Here is a 19,829-nt window from a genome sequence, read left to right on the forward strand (position 1 = left end):
TCCGCATTCGGTGACCGCTTGACGCAAGTGCGTCAGCGGTTACCGATTAGGATCATGTTCGGACTGAAGAGGGAGCGTCATCGTGGCTGACGGCGTCAGGAAAGACGAAGAATTCTCGGGCACCAAGCCGGTCGAGGAGCGTCATCGCTTCGACGAGATGCGGCTCGAAGCCTGGATGCGCGACAACGTCGAAGGCTATGAGGGCCCGCTGGTCGTCCTCCAGTTCAAGGGCGGCCAGTCCAATCCGACCTACCGGCTCAACACGCCGAACCGCTCATATGTGATGCGCCGAAAGCCGTTCGGCAAATTGCTGCCGTCGGCGCACGCGGTCGATCGCGAATATCGCGTCATCGCAGCCCTTGGAAAGCAGGGTTTTCCGGTCGCGCGCGCCTACGCGCTGTGCCAGGACGACAGCATCATCGGCGCCGCCTTCTACATCATGTCGATGGAGGACGGCCGGGTGTTCTGGGATCCGACGCTGCCGAGCCAGACGCCGGAGGACCGCCGCAAGATATTCACCAGCAAGATCGAGACGCTGGCAAAACTCCACATGTACGATCCCGTAGCGATCGGCCTCGGCGAGTTCGGCAAGCCCGGCAACTACTTTGCGCGGCAGATCGACCGCTGGACCAAACAGTACCGGGCGTCCGAGACGCAGCACATTCCGGAGTTCGAGAAGGTCGCCGAATGGCTGCCCAAAACCGTGCCGGAGCAGGCGCGCGTCTCGATCGTCCACGGCGACTATCGCCTCGACAACATGATTTTCCACGCGACGGAACCGCGCGTGCAGGCCGTGCTCGACTGGGAGCTGTCGACGCTTGGCGATCCCATGGCCGACTTCACCTATCTGTTGATGCAGTGGATCATGCCGGGCCTGGAGGGCGCCGACCTCAAGGCGCTCAACATCCCAAGCGTGGAAGAGGCCGCGCAGATCTATTGCAACGTCACCAAGATGACGGTGCCTGATCTCAACTGGTATTTTGCTTACAACCTGTTCCGCCTCGCCGGCATCACCCAGGGCATCGCCGGCCGCGTTCGCGACGGCACCGCCGCCAATGCCAAGGCGCTGGAGTCAGCCAAGCGCACCGTGCCGCTGTCGAAGGCGTCGTGGGAGTACGCGCAGAAGGCGGGCGCGGTTTAGACACACAAAGGCGCGGCTGATGGCCGCGCCTTTTCGCTTTGTGGTTCGCCGTCTCCACACTTTCGGTGTCATTGCCCGCGAAAGCGGGCAATCCAGTATCCCAGAGACAGCGCGTGGACGCAGAGGAGCCGCGGCGTACTGGATGCGCCGGTCAAGCCGGGGCATGACACCGCTGTCGTAGCGACATCAGTGAAAGAACGGCCAGCCACATGATCGATCACGCCACCCTCATCACCTACATCCTCATCGTACTCGGTTTTGTCTTCATTCCCGGGCCTGCGACGCTGCTCACCATGGCGCGCGCGGTTAGCTCGGGAACGAAGGTCGGCATCGCGACCGGCGCGGGGATTGCGGCCGGTGACTTGATCCACACTTCGATGGCGATCGTCGGTCTTTCGGCGATCATCGCGACCTCTGCGCTGCTGTTCAGCATCGTTAAATATGCGGGCGCTGCGTTCCTGATCTATCTCGGCATTCGCGCGATGCTCGACAAGGCGCCGGTCGAGCTGAACGGCGGCGCGCCCGCGATCGGCGCGGGCCGGGCCTTCCGGCAGGCCGTGCTGACCGAAGTGCTCAATCCCAAGACCGCGCTGTTCTTCCTTGCGTTCCTGCCGCAATTCGTGAGGCCGGAGCACGGTTCGATCGCACTTCAGCTTGCGATCCTCGGCATCGTCTTCGTGCTGCTGGGTCTCGTCAGCACCGTGGTGTTCGCCGTCGGCGCCGGTCGTCTGGGCAATCTCCTGCGCCGCCATCCGGCCGTGGTGAAATGGCAGGGCAAGGTGGTCGGGACCATCTACTGCGCTGTCGGCGTGCGGCTGGCGTTGCAGGAGCGATGAGGAACGCGTGCTCCCGTAGCCCGGGTGAGCGCAGCGACACCCGGGACGGCGGTCCCGCATGTTGCTAACGCTCATGCGGGCTACGCTCTGAACGGTTGCGGCGATGAACGCCATCGATGTCGACATCCTGCGCTCGCTGTTCATGCCCTTCTTCTTCGACGCGACGGCGTCGAGCGCCGCTCTGATGGTGATTGGCCTGCTACCGGGCGCGAATGGTGAACCTCGGTCCGACGTAGTAGCCGCCGTATCCGCGATCGTAATAGCCGGGACCGGCGTAGTAGTTGTAGCCCCTGCCGGGGAAGTAGCTGGGGTCGTCAAAGTAGCGCAGGACATAGCGTCCCCGGGTCCGCCAGCAGCGTCCATAATACTCGTTGCAGATCAGACCGACTTGGTCGACGTCGGAGATTTCGGCAGAGCCGATCGTCGTTGCGTTGAGCGGCGCGGCGGGAGCGGCGGCCGCAACCAGCGTGGCCCCGAGTGCGCCCAGTGCGATGGCCTTCATGGAGTTCTCCCTTCAGTTAGGCGAGAGTCTGGAGCCTAGCAGAAGGGAGCCTTGCCTGTCGGGCAAATCAGCTCCCGCAGGGTGGGCAAAGGCGCATCATTGTCCGCCATTCGCACGGGCAACAGAAGTGGCGGGTTACGCTGCGCTAAGCTAACCCACCCTACGGGTCAGCCCTTCACACAATGCGCGATCAGCCTTTCCACGAAGCCTGCGCATTTCTCCAGCTCCGCCATCGCCACGAACTCGTCGGGCGTATGCGCTTGCGCGATCGCGCCGGGGCCGATCACCACCGACGGGATATCCGCCATGCTGGCGAACAGGCTCGCCTCGGTGCCGAAGGCGACCTTGGCGTGGTCGTTGCGCCCGGCGAGGCTTTTTGCCAGCGTGACGATCGCGGCATCGGCATCGGTGTCGAGCGCGGGATAATCGAGGATCTCCTCGAAATCGATGCCGCACTCGGGATGTTGCTTCTTCATCTCCGGCTCGAGCTCGGCCTTGGCCCAGGCGACGATCGCATCCGTCACCTCGCGCGACTCGGTGATGCCGATGCCGCGGCATTCGAAATCCACCGTGCAGGTATCGGGCACGATGTTCAGCGCGGCGCCGCCATGCACGATGCTGGTGAGCAGCGTCGAATGCGGAACGTCGTAGAGGCTGTCATTCGATCGCGCGGCCGCAAGCTTCACGGCACGGCGACGGATTTCGGTGATCAACTCGGCCGCGTATTCGATCGCGTTGACGCCGTCAGGCGCGATCGAGGAGTGGCGGGCGAGACCACGGAATGTCGCGCGCACGCCGTGCTTGCCCTTGTGGCCGATGATGACCTTCATCTCGGTCGGCTCCCCGATGAAGGCGCCGAGCGGCTTGATCTTCTTCTTCGCGACCTCGCGCAGCATCGGCCGCACGCCGACGCAGCCGATCTCCTCGTCATAGGAGATGGCGAGATGGATCGGCGTCGTCAGCTTCGCTTCCAGCATCTCCGGCACCATGGCGAGGCACACCGCGACAAAACCCTTCATGTCGGTGGTGCCGCGGCCGTAGAGCTTGCCGTCGCGCTCGACCAGCTTGAACGGATCGTGGCTCCAGTCCTGGCCCACGACCGGCACGACGTCTGTGTGTCCCGACAGCACGAGGCCTGGACGGTCCTCCGGTCCGATCGTGACCCAGAGCGAGGCCTTCTGGCCGGTGTCGTCGACGATGCGCTCGCCCTTGACACCGAGGAAAGCGAGATAGCTCTCGATATGGGCAATCAAGGGCAGATTGGTGCGGTCGCTGACGGTGTCGAAGCCGACGAGGTCGGCGAGGAGGTTGCGAATGCGATCGGGTCGTGAACTCGGGAAAATCGGGTTGGGCATTGTCTCGTTCATGAGATGGAGGATGGCTTCGCGGCTTGCACGAAACATACCAATGGAGTGGCGGTTCGGGCAAATCCGGTCGCGAGGGGTGCTTTAGCCGAGTGCGGAGAGATCTTTCGGCAGCATTCGCTTGAACAGCTCAAGCGTACGCCGCGCCTCCGCCGGCGGCAAGGCGATGGCGTGACGAACCGCGGCCGCGATCTGGATCATCGCCAGTTGCGAGAAGGAGGTGAGGGCGGTGGCGGGCTGTTTCGGCGCGACACGCTTGAGCGCCTCGCGTAGGAGGCCGGCGAGAAAAGCCACATCCTCCTCGTCGATCTTCTGCAAGCTTCGGTCGGCCTGCGTCGCCTGCCAGATGCGATGCATCACGGGATGTTCGCGGAACATCTGGTCATAGCCGTCGGTGATGCGGCATAGCGCAGCGTGCAGGTCGGACAGCTTCTTCATCTCGGCGAGGTCGCGCTGGACGCATTCGCGGCCGATGACATTGCACCGCTCGGCGAGCGTCCCGATCACCGTGCTCTTGTCCGGAAAATATTGATAGAGCGAGCCGAACGCGATGCCGGTGCGCTCGACGATGTCGCTCATCCGGAAGGCGTCGCTGCCTTTCTCGGTGAGGATCTCGGCCGCAGCGGTCAGGATGCGGTCGAAGCGTTCGCGGCTTCGCTCCTGCGTCGGCACCAGCGGCGTGCGTCGCGCGGCCGCGTGCGTCGTCTTGTCCGTCCTGCTTTTCCGTTCCGGCATCCTGATTCCCGCCATCCGCGCTTGACGTCAAAAATAAGAGAGTTTATCGCATTTATCAAATACGAGAGTTTATCGTATTATAGGGAGCTGCGGCATGTGGCAGGGTTTTACGACCGGACTGCTCTGGTTTTCGGCGATCGGCTGCGGCCTCATGGCCGGAATCTATTTCGCCTTCTCGACCTTCATCATGGCCGCGCTCGGCCGGCTCGATCAGGCCGCCGGCATCGCCGTGATGAACGCGATCAATGTCGACATCGTGCGCTCGCTGTTCATGCCGCTGTTTCTCGGCACGACGGTGGTGGGTGCGGCGCTGGTGGTGATGGGGACGTTGCGCGTCAGCGAGCCGGGGGCAGTGAGCATGATCGCCGGCGGCGGCCTCTACGTCATCGGCATGTTCGTGGTGACGATGGTGTTCAACGTCCCGCTCAACAACGCGCTCGCCGCGTTGCAGCCGTCCGCGCCGGAGGCTGGCGCGGTGTGGGCGGCGTATCTGAAGGACTGGACGTTCTGGAACCACGTGCGGACGGTTGCGTCGGTGGTCGCGAGCGGGTTGTTTGTCGCAGCGCTGGCTTCGTAGGCCAAATCGGCATCGTAGCCCGGATGGAGCGAAGCGAAATCCGGGGCCACTATGTCCGGGGGCGCAAACCCCGGATTACGCTTCGCTCCAGCCGGGCTACAATATCTCCAGTCTACAAGACCTTGCGTTGCCCGTCGGGCAAAACACTCAAACTCTCGGTCAATGTGTACTCGCGAAAATATTCCACTTTACCGAAATTCGGAAACGGCGTATCTGTCGCCGCAACCCGGCCCAAGGAAGAGGGGCGTATCGCGATCGTCACGAACGCGGGCCGGGCGGCGGTGGACGTGGGCCACATCGGTGCGAAAAGCTTCGCAGGGCGGGCGACCGTGAGCGAAGACCTCGCGCCAACGACAGATGTGATCGGCGTACGGCCAAATCGTGTCGTCCTGGCGCCCGGGGTCTGTGCGCCAAGTCTTGCGGTGATGTGGCAGCCCGACCGGGCATGCGCATCAGCCATCCGCAACGGCGACGGGGGCAATAGTGCAACGCTCCCCGGGGAGAGCACGACATAAGCCGTTCCAACCACTGCGCAGGGAAGGCCGGGATGCTCCGGTTGCCCTGTTACCCGCTGTGCATTGTAGCGCAAACTACTCATGGCATAGCGGACAATGGGAGCCAACCGGCTCCCGGCCTTCCCTGCGCCCTCTTTCAATTGGGGGTGAGGCGACCAAGCAAAGCTCGGGCGAAACAAGCCGCGAGGATGCGAGCCCATGCCGGTCATTCAACAACGATCTCGTGCCCCGGACGCAGCGCAGCACGAAGTGATGCGCTGCAGAGCCGGGGCCCATGCAACAGCGGTTGCCGCGGCTTTCTGGGTCCCGGCTCTGCGCTGCAACGCCAAGAGGCGTTGCAGCGCGTCCGGGACACGAGAGAGCGCGTGCTAAACCGGCTTGCCCGTATACGGCATCGACGCCGTCAAACCACCGTCAACCGGGAACGCCTGGCCGTTGACATACGATGCTTCGTCGCTGGCCAGGAACAGCCCCATCGCCGCGAGCTCGTGCGGCTGGCCGGGGCGCTTCAACGGATTGAGCTGGCCGATTTTGTCTTGGGTGCCGCGCTCCTTGGCGCGGTCGAAGATCGGTTTGGTCATGCCGGTCTCGATCAGGCCCGGACACACCGCGTTGATGCGCACGCCGGTGCCGGTGAGCGAATACGCTGTGGTCTGCACCAGGCTGATCACGCCGGCCTTGCTCGCCGCATAGGGATGTCCGCTGGCGCCGGCCTTGAGGCCCGCGACGGACGCCGTGAGCACGATCGCGCCGGATTGCTGCTTCACCATGTGCGGCATCGCATGCTTCACCGCGAGGAACGGGCCGATCAGGTTGACGCGCAGCACCTCCTGCCACTGTTCCACGGTCTGCTCGCCGAGCGGCACGAGCCCGCCGGAAACGCCGGCATTGGCCCAGATCACGTCGAGCCGGCCGTGCGTCTTCACCGCCTTGTCGATGACGGCCATGACGTCCTTTTCGGAGCCCGCATCCGCCACCATGGCTTCCGCGACACCGCCGGCCTTCTTCACCTCGTCGACGGTCTCCTTCACCGCCTCGGTGCGATCGACCGCGATCAGCTTGGCGCCTTCCCTGGTGAAGAGGAGTGCGGCGGCGCGGCCGATGCCGCTGCCGGCGCCGGTGATGATGACGGATTTGCCTTGCAGACGGCCCATGCGTTTCTCCCTTTGGTATGCTGCGCGACGCTTGCCGCGCAACGGAATTTCAAACAAGATTTCAAACGGTAAAGTGTCTTGAGACACGTTCACACCTGACGTACAGCGACATCACACGGGATGGAAGAGTTTCGATGACAGGCACAGACAAGCCCAAAGTGGTCACGACGCGGTGGTGGTGGGTCCGTCATGCGCCGGTGCGCAATGACGGCGGCAACATTTACGGCCAGAGCGATCTCGCCTGCGATACCAGCGATACCTACGTGTTCAACGCTGTTGCCAAGGTGCTGCCACGCAAGGCGGTCTGGTATTCGAGCAATCTGATGCGCACCCACCAGACCGCGGAAGCGATCTGGGCGGCCGGCTTCCCAAGGCCCGCATCGATGAAATGGGAAGCAGACCTGGCCGAACAGAATCTCGGCCGCTGGCAGGGCATGAACCGCGCCCAGTTCATCGCCAGCCGCCCCGTCGGCGCGAGCTGGTTCGCCGATATCAACGAGCCCGCGCCCGGCGGTGAAAGCTTCATGGATCTCTACAACCGCACGCGCCGCACCGTCGAGCGGATCAACAACGAGGCGGCCGGGCAGGACGTGATTGCGGTTGCGCATGGCGGCACCATCAAGGCGGCGATCGGCCTCGCACTCGACGGCCAGGTAGAGCGGGCACTCTCGTTCGACATCGACAACTGCTCGATCACGCGGCTCGATTATTTCTCAAGCCCCGAACGCTCGGTCTGGCGACTGCCGATGGTCAACCAGCAGCCGTGGATCGCTGATGACGCGCACGCCGAGATGCATCAGCTGGCGGGGCCGGAAGTCAAGAAGCTCGCCTGACGCCATTGTCCGCTCGTGCGGACGCGGCGTAAGCTTCAAGCCAATCAAAACGCACTCTGGGAGGAAACCATGACCTTGTTCGACATGAAGGGGAAAGTCGCCGTCATCACCGGCTCGACGCGCGGCATCGGGCTTGCGATCGCCGAGCGCATGGCCGAGCACGGCGCCAAGGTCGTGATCTCCTCGCGCAAGGCCGACGTCTGCGACCAGGTCGCGAAGGGCATCAACGACAAGTTCGGCAACGGCACGGCGGTTGCGATCGCTGCCAACATCTCGTCGAAGGAGAATCTGCAAAACCTCATCGACGAGAGCAACCGCGCCTTCGGCAAGATCGACGTGCTGGTCTGCAACGCCGCGTCGAACCCGTACTACGGTCCGCTCGCCGGCATCTCCGACGATCAGTTCAGGAAGATTCTCGACAACAACATCGTCGCCAACAACTGGCTGATCTCGATGGTGGTGCCGCAGATGATCGAGCGCAAGGACGGCTCGGTCATCATCGTGTCCTCGATTGGCGGCCTGAAGGGCTCGACCATCCTCGGCGCCTACGCGATCTCCAAGGCCGCCGACATGCAGCTCGCGCGCAACCTCGCCTGCGAATACGGCAAGCACAACATCCGCGTGAACTGCATCGCGCCCGGTCTGATCAAGACCGATTTTGCCAAGGCACTGTGGGACAATCCGGAGAATTTGAAGGCCTCGACCTCGCGCTCGCCGCTGCTCCGCATCGGCATCCCCGACGAGATCGCCGGCGCCGCCGTGTTCCTGGGATCGAAGGCCGGCGACTTCATGACCGGCCAGACCATGGTGATCGACGGCGGCGCGACGATTAGTTGAGCCGTTGCGTGGGAGGGAAGGGGCACCCAGCCCGCCCACACACAGCTGTCATCGCCCGCCTTGTGCGCAATTGCGCACTGGGGCGGGCGACCCAGTATCCCAGAGGCCGGCGTTAGAGAGCTCGCTTTCACCACATCCGCCGCGGCGTACTGGATGCCCCGCTTGCCGCCTACGCTAAAGCTTCGGCGGCCCTGGACCTGAGCCCCGGCGAAGCCTTGGCGTAGCCGGGTCGCGGGGCATGACGGTGAGTGCGGAGATGCAGCGCCGCATCTAACCGTCGCCGCGTCAGTCCACCGCCGCGTAAACCAGATCCCGCACCAACGTCCGCGTGTGGTCGCGCTGCCCCGGGCCCTGGCTCATGAACACCGTGAACAGATCCTCCTTCGAGTCGATCCAGAAGAACGTCCCTGCAATGCCGCTCCAGAAATACTGGCCGACGCTGCCGGGGAACGGCGCGATGCCGGCCTCGCGGCGCACGGCGAAGCCGAGGCCGAAGCCGTGGCCCGGCGACAGCAGCGTGCCGTTGGTCACAACGTGCGGCCCAAGGTGATCGGATGCCATCAGCTCCAGCGTCTTGCGGCCGATGATCCTGTTGCCGTCGAGCGTGCCGCCGTTGCGCAGCATCAGCGCGAAGCGGGCATAGTCCATCGTGGTCGAGACCAGGCCGCCGCCGCCGGACTCCATCACCGGCTGCTCGAGCATGTTGAACAGCGCGACCTTGTCGCCGGTCCAGGGATCGGCTTCGAACGGCTGAGCGAGCCGGCCGGCATTGGCTTCGCTGGTGGAGAAGGCGGTTTCAGTCATCTGCAACGGCGCGAGGATGCGCTCAGTGAGGAGGGCGCCGAGCGATTTGCCGCTGACGACCTCGATGATGTGGCCGAGGATGTCGGTGGAGCGGCTGTAGTTGAACTGGTCGCCGGGATGGCAGACCAGCGGGAAGCTTGCCACCAGCGCGGCATGCTCGGCATTGGTGATCTTGCGGCTGCGGACGCGGGACTCCTGGTAGAGCTTGTGCACGGGGCCGTCGCCCTGGTGCTCATAAGTGAGACCAGAGGTGTGGCGGAGCAGGTCCTGCACCGTCATCGGCCGCCGGGGCGGAACCAGTTCCAGCTTGCCGCCGCTGACCACGCCGACCTTCTGGTCCGCGAACTCCGGAATGAACTTGGCGACGGGATCGGCGAGCAGGAGGTGGCCATCCTCGACCAGCGCCATGATGCCGACCGACACGATCGGCTTGGTCATCGAGAAGATCCGGAAGATCGAATCAAGCGCCATCGGCGCGGCCCCCACCGGGCTCTGCTTGCCGAGCGCCTCGAACCAGCCGACCTGGCCGCGCCGGGCGACCAGCACGGTCACCCCGGGAATGGTTCCCTTGTCGATCTCGCGTTTGAAGGCGTCCGACATCGCCTGGAGGCGAGGGCGCGACAGACCCAGCGTTTCCGGCCTGGCCTCGGGCAAAGGCGGGGTTTTCGGCGTGGTGGCGGCTTGGGCGGCGGCTGTGGCAGTCATGTTCACTCCCGGGGGCACATTATTATCGGGAATGAACTGTGGCCCAGAAGGCGCGGCACAAACAAGCGAAGCCAGCGCGCTTCACCCTTGCAAACGAGCCGTCCCCTGTGCTTGAAAGCGCCCCTGATCCGCGTGGCGACGCGAGGGTCCGTAGGAGTGTAGCTCAATTGGTAGAGCACCGGTCTCCAAAACCGGGGGTCGCAGGTTCGAGCCCTGCCACTCCTGCCAGCTAATCCCAGACAATCAGAATCGACAGGCAGGACGGCGACGGGCCGACAAGCTCGGACCGTGGATCATGCGGACCGGGTAAGCCCTTGATCCGGATCGGGTCCGCTGGCCTCGGCCGCGCGTGTCCCGGCCAGCCCACACCTTGACCTTTGGCCTCATCCGCAGTATCTACCCCGCACTCGCAGCCGGCCCGTTAAACGCGGATTTCCGGCGCGGCTTTGAAATCCCCGAACAATCGAGCCCGGTTTCCCGGCTCATCCTTCGAGACAGAGGGCTGGGCCAACGGCGGCTGTTCGGATCCCTGAAATTCATTCGCGTCTGTCGACGGACGTTGGACATCAAACGATGGCAGTCAGCCCGTTCAAGTTTTTGCAGGAAGTGCGCTCGGAGACCGCCAAGGTCACCTGGCCGACCCGTCGTGAGACCACGATCACCACCATCATGGTGTTCGTGATGGTCGCCGTGGCCTCGATATTCTTCTTCGCCGCCGACCAGATCATCCGTTACCTCATCACCTTCCTTTTGGGCATTCACTGATGGCAACAGCCGCTGCAACCCAATCGACCGACAAGCGCTGGTACATCGTCCACGCCTACTCGAACTTCGAGAAGAAGGTCGCCGAATCGATCCGCGAGCAGGCCAAGCAGCGCGGGCTCGAAGAGCTGTTCGAGCTGGTGCTGGTTCCGACCGAGAAGGTCACGGAAGTGCGCCGCGGCCGCAAGATCGACGCCGAGCGCAAGTTCTTCCCGGGCTACGTGCTGGTGAAGATGAAGCTGACCGACGAGGCGTTTCATCTGATCAAGAACACCCCGAAGGTCACGGGCTTCCTCGGCGCCGAGAACAAGCCGATGCCGATCTCGGAAGCCGAGGCCATGCGCATCCTGCACCAGGTGCAGGAGGGCGTGGAACGGCCGAAGGCGTCGGTGTCGTTCGAGATTGGCGAGAACGTGCGCGTGGCCGATGGCCCGTTCGCCTCGTTCTCGGGTGTGGTCGAGGAAATCGACGAGGCGCGCTCGCGCGTGAAGGTCGCGGTGTCGATCTTCGGCCGCGCCACGCCGGTCGAACTGGAATTCGGTCAGGTCGAGAAGGTCTGATCGATTGAGGCGTGAGGCTTCGGTCTCACGCTAGCAAGAGGCCGTGGGAGGGAGAGGGCGGTTGCCAGCCGCATCCGACCCAGACCACGAACCTGAAACCGCTGGCCCTGCCGGCACAACAGGAGTGATACATGGCAAAGAAAGTGACCGGATACCTGAAGCTTCAGGTCCCGGCCGGTGCGGCGAATCCTTCGCCCCCGATCGGTCCCGCGCTTGGTCAGCGCGGTCTCAACATCATGGAGTTCTGCAAGGCGTTCAACGCCCAGACCCAGAAGGAAGAGAAGAACACCCCGATTCCCGTCGTGATCACGATCTACGCCGATCGTTCGTTCACGTTCGAGATGAAGACGCCCCCGATGTCCTTCTTCCTCAAGCAGGCCGCCAAGATCCAGTCCGGCTCGAAGGCGCCGGGCCGCGACAAGGCCGGCAAGGTGACCAAGGCGCAGGTGCGCGAGATCGCCGAGAAGAAGATGAAGGATCTCAATTGCGATTCCATCGAGTCGGCCATGAAGATGGTCGAGGGCTCTGCCCGTTCGATGGGTCTGGAAGTGGCGGGGTAAGCGGTCATGGCAATCGGAAAGCGTTTGAACAAAGCCCGCGAAGGTGTTGACCGCGAAAAGCTTTACCCGCTCGCGGACGCCATCAAGATGGTCAAGGAACGCGCCAAGGCGAAGTTCGACGAGACCATCGAGGTCGCGATCAATCTCGGCGTTGATCCGCGTCACGCCGACCAGATGGTCCGCGGCGTGGTTACCCTGCCGAACGGCACCGGCCGTACGCTCCGCGTCGGCGTGTTCGCCCGCGGTGCCAAGGCTGACGAAGCCAAGGCTGCTGGCGCCGACGTCGTCGGCGCAGAAGACCTGGTCGAGAAGGTGCAGAACGGCTCGATCGATTTCGACCGCTGCATCGCCACCCCCGACATGATGCCGCTGGTCGGCCGTCTCGGTAAGGTGCTCGGCCCGCGCGGCCTGATGCCGAACCCGAAGATCGGCACCGTGACCATGGACGTCACCGGTGCGGTGAAGGGGGCCAAGGGCGGCTCGGTCGAGTTCCGCGTCGAGAAGGCCGGCATTTTGCAGGCCGGCGTCGGCAAGGCCTCGTTCTCCGAGGAGAAGCTGGTCGAGAACATCAAGGCCCTGGCCGATGCTGTCTCGAAGGCGAAGCCGGCTGGCTCCAAGGGCACCTACATCCAGCGCGTTGCGGTGTCCTCGACGATGGGCCCCGGCGTGAAGGTCGAGCCGGGCACCATTCTCGGTTAAGGCTTGCCTCGGCTGAGGTTTGGAAATTGCATGAGGCGAGGGGCGGAATTGGGCAACCGATTCCGCCCTTCGTCGTTTGTGGCGGCGTTTACTGGAAACAAGAACAATGGCTGACAAGGTCCTGATCTATTCGCGCTTCCCCAAGACGATGATGGCGCGCTTCGCCGAGCGGTTCGAGCTGCTCGACACCGGCGGCAAGCCAGCTCGTGATGTGTTTCCGGTGGCGGAGCTCAGCGGCATCCGCGCGATGCTGACGGCCGGCGGCTCGCCGCTCGGCGCAGAGGCGATGGACCTGTTTCCAAAACTCGGCGCCATCGTCTGCTACGGAACCGGCTATGACGGCGTCGACCTCAAGGCGGCTGCCGCCCGCAACATCGCGGTCGGCCACAGCCCCGGCGCCAATGCCGCCTCGGTTGCCGACATCGCGATGACCCTGATGCTGGCAACGACGCGGCGGATCCTGGTTGCCGACCAATATGTCCGCAGCGGCGATTGGGCGTCGTCAAAGCAGTCGCCGATGATGCGCCCGCAGGCCGGCATGCCCGGCCGCCGTATCGGCGTCTACGGCATGGGCGAGATCGGCCGCAAGATCGCGGCGCGCTGCGCCGCCTTCGAGAGCGAGGTCGGCTATTTCAGCCGCAGCAAATACGATCTGCCCTATCAATATTTCCCGACGCTGGAGGCGCTGGCCGACTGGTGCAGCGTGCTGATGATCGCGGTCCGGGCAGGGGCCGAGACCCAGCACGTCGTCAACGCCGATATCCTCGGGCGACTCGGGGAGCACGGCTATGTCGTCAACATCTCCCGCGGCTCAGTGATCGACGAGAAGGCCCTGGTTGCGGCCCTGACCGACAGGACGATCGCCGGCGCCGGCCTCGACGTCTTCGAGAAGGAACCGCACGCCCCCGACGCGCTGACGGCGCTCCCCAACGTCGTGTTCGCCCCGCATATCGGCGGCCACACCCTCGAATCGCACGTCGCCATGCAGAACTGCGTGCTAGCGAACCTGACGGAGTTCTTCGCGGGCAAACCGCTGCCATATGGGGTCAAATCGGCCTGAATCGGCCCTTGTCGGGCCGCCTCAAGCCCGGCCGGCAACGGATTGGAACTGGTGTGAATTTTGCTCTTGGCAAGCGGGCTCCGAGCGGTTAAAGAACCGCTTCCGGACGTGCCGGCCTCGGCTGGCGCGTTCGTGCACGCATTCCGAAAACCCGACAAGACAGGAGATCATTCCTTTTCAGGACGTCCGTGAGGATTTGCCCGAAAAGGAAGGAAAACCCGTCGGTTGGTGGAGTGCGGGCAGGGGTCGGGCGGTTCGCCGGCTGACCTCGTCCTGTCCAAGACTGCAGGCGCCCGCGGGAAATTTCGATTTCTCAACGGCTTAATCGCATGGCCTGCATAGACGGGTGAAGACCGGATTTCACTTCGCGCCCAGCTTTAACGGCTGGCTTGCGAAACGGGTCTGGTTCGGACCTCGACACGCCGTGGGCCTTAAGGGCTCCCGGAGGGCAGGCTTTGAATTGTCGTCTCGCCCGGCGCGTGTCCTAGGGGTTTTGGCCCCGAGGTTCAGGTTTTGGGTGGGGCGATGGGTGCAACCCGGCGGTCCCGCTTCTCGCGATGACCGCCAACCGGAAAGAGCTTGCTGTGGAACGAGCGGCAAAAAAGGAAGCGGTCGAACAGCTCAATGGGGTCTTCAAGACCACGAGCGTCGCGGTCGTTGCTCAATATTCCGGCCTGACCGTTGCCCAGATGCAGAAGCTGCGTATGCAGATGAAGCAGGCTGGCGCCTCGGTGAAGGTCTCGAAGAACCGTCTCGCCAAAATTGCTCTTGAAGGCACTGACGTCGTTGCCATCGGCCCCATGCTGAAGGGACCGACCGTGATCGCCACTTCGAACGATCCGGTAGCGGCGCCGAAGGTCGCCGTCGAATTCGCCAAGACGAACGAAAAGTTCGTCATCATTGGCGGCTCGATGGGAAAGACCGTCCTGAATGTCGACAGCGTGAAGGCACTTGCCTCGCTGCCGTCGCTTGATGAACTGCGCGCCAAGATCGTCGGCCTTCTTGTGGCCCCGGCGACCAAGATCGCTCAGCTCGCCAATGCGCCCGCGGGCAAGCTCGCGCGCGTCATCCAGGCTCATGCCTCAAAGGGCGAAGCGGCCTGACGCCCTTCGCAAAACTCAAACCCGAACCAGACTTACACTCAAGGAAACTGAACAATGGCTGACTTGCAGAAGATCGTTGACGACCTCTCGAGCCTCACCGTGCTCGAAGCTGCCGAACTCGCGAAGCTCCTCGAAGAGAAGTGGGGCGTTTCGGCTGCCGCGGCTGTCGCCGTGGCCGGCCCGGCTGGTGGTGGCGCTGCCGCCGCTCCGGCCGAAGAGAAGACCGAGTTCACGGTCGTTCTCGCCGCCGCCGGCGAGAAGAAGATCGAGGTCATCAAGGAAGTCCGCGCCATCACCGGCCTGGGCCTGAAGGAAGCAAAGGATCTCGTCGAGGGCGCGCCGAAGCCTGTCAAGGAAGGCGTGAACAAGGACGAGGCCGAGAAGCTCAAGGTCCAGCTCGAGAAGGCTGGCGCGAAGGTCGAGCTCAAGTAAGCAACGCTTACTGGCGCGAGATCCCGGGCGAGCATCAGCGAAGCCCGGGGTCTCGGACCACCCATCTAAGGGGTGGGCAATATGCAAAAGGCGTGCGACGGAACATCCCGACGCAGGCCGAACACGAAAAAGTGTTGGGATTTGAAGGTTAACCCCTCGAATCTCGACTATTGTCGTCCCATATCGGTTCGACAGCACGAAAGCGCGGTGGGCAGGGATGCCGGATTCCCTGTAAGCCGTTGGGAGAGCAGGCTATTTCGGGCTTTTGCAGTCCGTGAAGACAATCGTTGTGACGGGCGGGCGTGCCTATGCGCCCCGCGCGTCGTTTTGCGTTTTGAAGGTCTGAAGAACAGATTCAGGACATGACGGTCTGAATCTGGATTTTTGGTCCCCAAAGCGGGTTCGAAAAATTCAACCCGGGGAGCGGTGGCAACCGCGTCCTGGACGGCGCGCCCGGAGCGGGCGACGAAATGAGAGGCCACGATGGCGCAGCAGACATTCACCGGTCGCAAACGCGTTCGCAAGTTCTTCGGACACATCAAGGAAGTCGCCGAGATGCCGAACCTCATCGAGGTTCAGAAGGCGTCCTATGACCAGTTCCTGATGGTCGACGAACCCGTGGGCGGGCGTCTCGACGAGGGCCTGCAGGCGGTGTTCCGCTCGGTGTTCCCGATCTCCGACTTCTCGGGCACCTCGATGCTGGAATTCGTCCGCTACGAGTTCGAGCAGCCGAAATACGACGTCGACGAGTGCCGCCAGCGCGGCATGACCTTCGCGGCCCCCCTCAAGGTGACGCTGCGCCTCATCGTGTTCGATATCGACGAGGAAACCGGCGCGAAGTCGGTGAAGGACATCAAGGAGCAGGACGTCTACATGGGCGACATCCCGCTCATGACGATGAACGGCACCTTCATCGTCAACGGCACCGAGCGCGTCATCGTCTCGCAGATGCACCGTTCGCCCGGCGTGTTCTTCGACCACGACAAGGGCAAGACCCATTCGTCGGGCAAGCTGCTGTTCGCCGCCCGCGTCATCCCGTATCGCGGCTCCTGGCTCGACATCGAGTTCGACGCCAAGGACATCGTCTATGCGCGTATCGACCGTCGCCGCAAGATTCCGGTGACGTCGCTGATGTTCGCGCTTGGCCTCGACGGCGAGGCGATCCTGTCCACGTTCTACAAGAAGATTCTCTACAAGCGGACCAAGGAAGGCTGGCGCGTTCCGTTCGACGCCAACCGTTTCCGCGGCTACTCGACCATCAACGACCTGATCGACGCCGACACCGGCAAGGTCGTGCTCGAGGCCGGCAAGAAGCTCACGGTGCGCGGTGCGCGTCAGATGCAGGAGAAGGGCCTGAAGGCGCTGCGGCTGTCCGATGAGGAGCTCGTCGGCAACTATCTCGCCGAGGACCTCGTCAACCCGAAGACGGGCGAGATCCACGCGGAAGCCGGTGAAGAGATCACCGACAAGTCGATGAAGGCCCTCAACGAGCAGGGCTACAAGGAACTGCCGCTGCTCGACATCGACCACGTCAATGTCGGCGCCTACATCCGCAACACGCTCTCGGCCGACAAGAACATGACGCGTGAGGACGCGCTGTTCGACATCTACCGCGTGATGCGTCCGGGCGAGCCGCCGACGCTGGATTCGGCGCAGGCGATGTTCCAGTCGCTGTTCTTCGACGCCGAGCGCTACGACCTGTCCGCGGTCGGCCGCGTCAAGATGAACATGCGCCTCGACCTCGATGCGCCCGACACCCAGCGTACGCTGCGTAAGGAAGACATCCTCTCCGTCATCAAGACGCTGGTGGATTTGCGCGACGGCAAGGGCGAGATCGACGACATCGACCATCTCGGCAACCGCCGCGTGCGCTCGGTCGGCGAGCTCATGGAGAACCAGTACCGCATCGGCCTGCTGCGCATGGAGCGCGCGATCAAGGAGCGCATGTCCTCGGTCGACATCGACACGGTCATGCCGCAGGACCTGATCAACGCGAAGCCGGCGGCTGCCGCCGTGCGCGAGTTCTTCGGCTCCTCGCAGCTCTCGCAGTTCATGGACCAGACCAACCCGCTGTCGGAGATCACCCACAAGCGCCGCCTCTCGGCGCTTGGACCGGGCGGTCTGACCCGCGAGCGCGCCGGCTTCGAGGTGCGCGACGTGCATCCGACGCATTACGGCCGCATCTGCCCGATCGAGACGCCGGAAGGTCCGAACATCGGCCTGATCAACTCGCTCGCGACCTTCGCGCGCGTGAACAAGTACGGCTTCGTCGAGACGCCGTACCGCAAGGTCAAGGACGGTCGCGTCACCGACGAGGTCGTGTACCTCTCGGCGATGGAAGAGGGCCGCTACACGGTCGCGCAGGCCAACGTGCCGCTCGACCCGAAGGGCCGCTTCACCGAGGATCTCGTGGTCTGCCGTCACGCCGGCGAAGTCTTGCCGGTGACGCCGGACAAGGTCGACTACATGGACGTGTCGCCGAAGCAGCTCGTTTCGGTCGCCGCGGCGCTGATCCCGTTCCTCGAGAACGACGACGCCAACCGCGCGCTGATGGGCTCGAACATGCAGCGCCAGGCGGTGCCGCTGGTTCGCGCCGAGGCGCCGTTCGTCGGCACTGGCATGGAAGGCGTGGTTGCGCGTGACTCGGGTGCCGCGATCGCGGCGCGCCGTTCGGGCGTGATCGACCAGATCGACGCGACCCGCGTCGTCATCCGCGCCACGGAAGATCTCGATCCGACCAAGTCGGGCGTCGATATCTACCGTCTGATGAAGTACCAGCGCTCCAACCAGTCGACCTGCATCAACCAGCGTCCGCTGGTGAAGGTCGGCGACATCGTCAAGAAGGGCGACATCATCGCCGACGGTCCGTCGACCGATCTCGGTGAGCTCGCGCTTGGCCGCAACGTGCTGGTCGCGTTCATGCCGTGGAACGGCTACAACTTCGAAGACTCGATCCTGCTCTCCGAGCGGATCGTGAAGGAAGACGTCTTCACCTCGATCCACATCGAGGAGTTCGAGGTGATGGCCCGCGACACCAAGCTCGGGCCTGAGGAAATCACCCGCGACATTCCGAACGTCTCGGAAGAAGCGCTGAAGAACCTCGACGAAGCCGGTATCGTCTACATCGGCGCGGAAGTGCGCGCCGGCGACATCCTGGTCGGCAAGATCACGCCGAAGGGCGAAAGCCCGATGACGCCGGAAGAAAAGCTTCTGCGCGCCATCTTCGGCGAAAAGGCCTCCGACGTTCGCGACACCTCGCTGCGCGTTCCTCCGGGCGTGCAGGGCACGATCGTGGAAGTGCGCGTGTTCAACCGTCACGGCGTCGACAAGGACGAGCGTGCGCTGGCGATCGAGCGGGAAGAGATCGAGCGTCTGGCCAAGGACCGTGACGACGAGCAGGCGATCCTGGACCGCAACGTCTACAACCGTCTTGCCGAGCTCCTCGAGGGACGGCAGGGCATTGCGGGCCCGAAGGGCTTCAAGAAGGACACCAAGATCACCCGTGCGGTGCTCGAGGAGTACCCGAAGTCGCAGTGGTGGCTGTTCGCGTCGCCGAACGACAAGCTGATGGCCGAGATCGAGGCCATGCGGAAGCAGTACGACGAGTCGAAGAAGGGGCTGGAACAGCGCTTCCTCGACAAGGTCGAGAAGCTTCAGCGCGGTGACGAATTGCCGCCCGGCGTGATGAAGATGGTCAAGGTCTTCGTCGCGGTGAAGCGCAAGATCCAGCCCGGCGACAAGATGGCCGGCCGCCACGGCAACAAGGGCGTGGTGTCGAAGATCGTGCCGATCGAGGACATGCCGTTCCTCGAAGACGGTACGCATGCCGACATCGTGCTCAATCCGCTCGGCGTGCCCTCGCGCATGAACGTCGGACAGATCCTCGAGACCCATCTCGGCTGGGCTTGCGCCGGCCTCGGCAAGCGTATCGGCCAGACGGTCGATGCCTATCTGTCGAAGCAGGACATCAAGCCGCTGAAGGAAACCTTGAAGAAGGTCTACGGCGAGGACGAGACGATCAAGTCGCTCAACGACAACGAGTTGATCGAGCTCGGCCACAATCTGAGCCGCGGCGTGCCGATCGCGACGCCGGTGTTCGACGGCGCCAAGGAAGCCGACATCGAGGAGATGCTGAAGCTTGCCGGTCTCGACGCTTCGGGTCAGTCGACCGTCTATGACGGCCGTACCGGCGATGCCTTCGATCGCAAGGTGACGGTGGGCTACATCTACATGCTCAAGCTGCACCATCTCGTGGACGACAAGATCCACGCGCGTTCGATCGGTCCGTACTCGCTCGTTACCCAGCAGCCGCTGGGCGGCAAGGCGCAGTTCGGTGGCCAGCGCTTCGGCGAAATGGAGGTGTGGGCGCTCGAGGCTTACGGCGCGGCGTACACGCTCCAGGAGATGCTGACGGTGAAGTCGGACGACGTCGCCGGCCGTACCAAGGTGTACGAGGCGATCGTCCGCGGCGACGACACGTTCGAGGCCGGTATTCCGGAATCGTTCAACGTGCTGGTCAAGGAAATGCGCTCGCTCGGCCTCAACGTCGACCTGCACAACTCCAAGGTGGGACCGGCGCCGACGTCGGAAGCAGCCGAGTAATACGACCTTTCATGCCCGGCCTTCACGGCCGGGCATCGGCGCCCCTCC

Annotated in this window: 18 protein-coding genes and 1 tRNA gene; 14 read left to right on the forward strand and 5 right to left on the reverse strand. The window is 63.7% G+C overall.

Annotated features, from left to right (window positions below; translation table 11 throughout):
• Positions 1-82: 82 nt before the first annotated feature.
• Positions 83-1,141 (forward strand): phosphotransferase family protein, encoded by a 1,059-nt coding sequence (locus AB7290_RS16680; RefSeq protein WP_063982562.1) that lies wholly within the window; start codon positions 83-85, stop codon positions 1,139-1,141.
• Positions 1,142-1,350: 209 nt separating this feature from the next.
• Positions 1,351-1,977 carry a LysE family translocator gene (locus AB7290_RS16685; RefSeq protein ID WP_063982563.1) on the forward strand — a complete coding sequence of 209 codons (627 nt, stop codon included), beginning with the start codon at positions 1,351-1,353 and terminating at the stop codon, positions 1,975-1,977.
• Between the two features lie 199 nt (positions 1,978-2,176).
• On the opposite strand, the gene AB7290_RS16690 is transcribed toward AB7290_RS16685, so the two are convergent.
• The 3 genes from AB7290_RS16690 to AB7290_RS16700 form a co-directional block, all read right to left on the reverse strand.
• Positions 2,177-2,479, reverse strand: a complete 303-nt coding sequence (locus AB7290_RS16690; RefSeq protein WP_085405403.1) for a hypothetical protein — start codon at positions 2,477-2,479, stop codon at positions 2,177-2,179.
• Between the two features lie 167 nt (positions 2,480-2,646).
• A complete protein-coding gene (argE, locus tag AB7290_RS16695; protein ID WP_085405573.1) occupies positions 2,647-3,834 on the reverse strand; it encodes an acetylornithine deacetylase in 1,188 nt (395 codons plus the stop codon).
• Between the two features lie 93 nt (positions 3,835-3,927).
• On the reverse strand, positions 3,928-4,578 hold the full coding sequence (locus AB7290_RS16700; protein WP_085405574.1) for a TetR/AcrR family transcriptional regulator: 651 nt from the start codon (positions 4,576-4,578) through the stop codon (positions 3,928-3,930).
• 94 nt (positions 4,579-4,672) lie between these two features.
• Here AB7290_RS16700 and AB7290_RS16705 point away from each other — a divergent pair, with 94 nt between their 5' ends.
• Positions 4,673-5,155, forward strand: a complete 483-nt coding sequence (locus AB7290_RS16705; protein WP_085405404.1) for an anthrone oxygenase family protein — start codon at positions 4,673-4,675, stop codon at positions 5,153-5,155.
• Between the two features lie 883 nt (positions 5,156-6,038).
• On the opposite strand, the gene AB7290_RS16710 is transcribed toward AB7290_RS16705, so the two are convergent.
• The gene (locus tag AB7290_RS16710; RefSeq protein ID WP_028152877.1) at positions 6,039-6,824 is read right to left on the reverse strand and encodes an SDR family NAD(P)-dependent oxidoreductase; all 786 of its coding nucleotides are present in this window, start codon (positions 6,822-6,824) and stop codon (positions 6,039-6,041) included.
• Positions 6,825-6,958: 134 nt separating this feature from the next.
• Between AB7290_RS16710 and AB7290_RS16715 the strand changes: the two genes are divergently transcribed.
• A complete protein-coding gene (locus AB7290_RS16715; RefSeq protein ID WP_085405405.1) occupies positions 6,959-7,657 on the forward strand; it encodes a histidine phosphatase family protein in 699 nt (232 codons plus the stop codon).
• A 69-nt stretch (positions 7,658-7,726) separates the two neighbouring features.
• Entirely contained in the window at positions 7,727-8,494 is a 768-nt protein-coding gene (locus AB7290_RS16720) for an SDR family NAD(P)-dependent oxidoreductase (RefSeq protein ID WP_063982568.1), read from the forward strand.
• Positions 8,495-8,779: 285 nt separating this feature from the next.
• On the opposite strand, the gene AB7290_RS16725 is transcribed toward AB7290_RS16720, so the two are convergent.
• Positions 8,780-10,003 (reverse strand): serine hydrolase domain-containing protein, encoded by a 1,224-nt coding sequence (locus AB7290_RS16725; protein ID WP_085405406.1) that lies wholly within the window; start codon positions 10,001-10,003, stop codon positions 8,780-8,782.
• A 152-nt stretch (positions 10,004-10,155) separates the two neighbouring features.
• Here AB7290_RS16725 and AB7290_RS16730 point away from each other — a divergent pair.
• From AB7290_RS16730 to rpoB, 9 genes are all read left to right on the forward strand, one after another.
• A tRNA-Trp gene (locus tag AB7290_RS16730) sits at positions 10,156-10,231 on the forward strand.
• A 345-nt stretch (positions 10,232-10,576) separates the two neighbouring features.
• Positions 10,577-10,768, forward strand: coding sequence for a preprotein translocase subunit SecE (gene secE / locus AB7290_RS16735; RefSeq protein WP_007611620.1), 192 nt, complete (start codon positions 10,577-10,579; stop codon positions 10,766-10,768).
• A complete protein-coding gene (gene nusG / locus AB7290_RS16740) occupies positions 10,768-11,325 on the forward strand; it encodes a transcription termination/antitermination protein NusG (RefSeq protein WP_063982569.1) in 558 nt (185 codons plus the stop codon). Before secE ends, nusG begins: the two co-directional genes overlap by 1 nt.
• 131 nt (positions 11,326-11,456) lie before the next feature.
• Complete coding sequence (gene rplK, locus AB7290_RS16745; protein ID WP_006611824.1) at positions 11,457-11,885, forward strand: 50S ribosomal protein L11; 429 nt, start codon at positions 11,457-11,459, stop codon at positions 11,883-11,885.
• Between the two features lie 6 nt (positions 11,886-11,891).
• Positions 11,892-12,584 (forward strand): 50S ribosomal protein L1, encoded by a 693-nt coding sequence (gene rplA, locus AB7290_RS16750; protein WP_014494487.1) that lies wholly within the window; start codon positions 11,892-11,894, stop codon positions 12,582-12,584.
• A gap of 106 nt (positions 12,585-12,690) precedes the next feature.
• Positions 12,691-13,644 carry a 2-hydroxyacid dehydrogenase gene (locus AB7290_RS16755; protein WP_085405451.1) on the forward strand — a complete coding sequence of 318 codons (954 nt, stop codon included), beginning with the start codon at positions 12,691-12,693 and terminating at the stop codon, positions 13,642-13,644.
• A gap of 584 nt (positions 13,645-14,228) precedes the next feature.
• The gene (rplJ, locus tag AB7290_RS16760; RefSeq protein WP_063986291.1) at positions 14,229-14,747 is read left to right on the forward strand and encodes a 50S ribosomal protein L10; all 519 of its coding nucleotides are present in this window, start codon (positions 14,229-14,231) and stop codon (positions 14,745-14,747) included.
• Between the two features lie 54 nt (positions 14,748-14,801).
• A complete protein-coding gene (rplL, locus tag AB7290_RS16765) occupies positions 14,802-15,179 on the forward strand; it encodes a 50S ribosomal protein L7/L12 (protein ID WP_063982571.1) in 378 nt (125 codons plus the stop codon).
• Between the two features lie 483 nt (positions 15,180-15,662).
• Positions 15,663-19,781, forward strand: a complete 4,119-nt coding sequence (gene rpoB, locus AB7290_RS16770; RefSeq protein WP_085405453.1) for a DNA-directed RNA polymerase subunit beta — start codon at positions 15,663-15,665, stop codon at positions 19,779-19,781.
• Positions 19,782-19,829 lie beyond the last annotated feature (48 nt).

The sequence above is a fragment of the Bradyrhizobium sp. 613_E4_N2_2 genome, assembly GCF_052075995.1.
Taxonomy (GTDB): domain Bacteria; phylum Pseudomonadota; class Alphaproteobacteria; order Rhizobiales; family Xanthobacteraceae; genus Bradyrhizobium; species Bradyrhizobium barranii.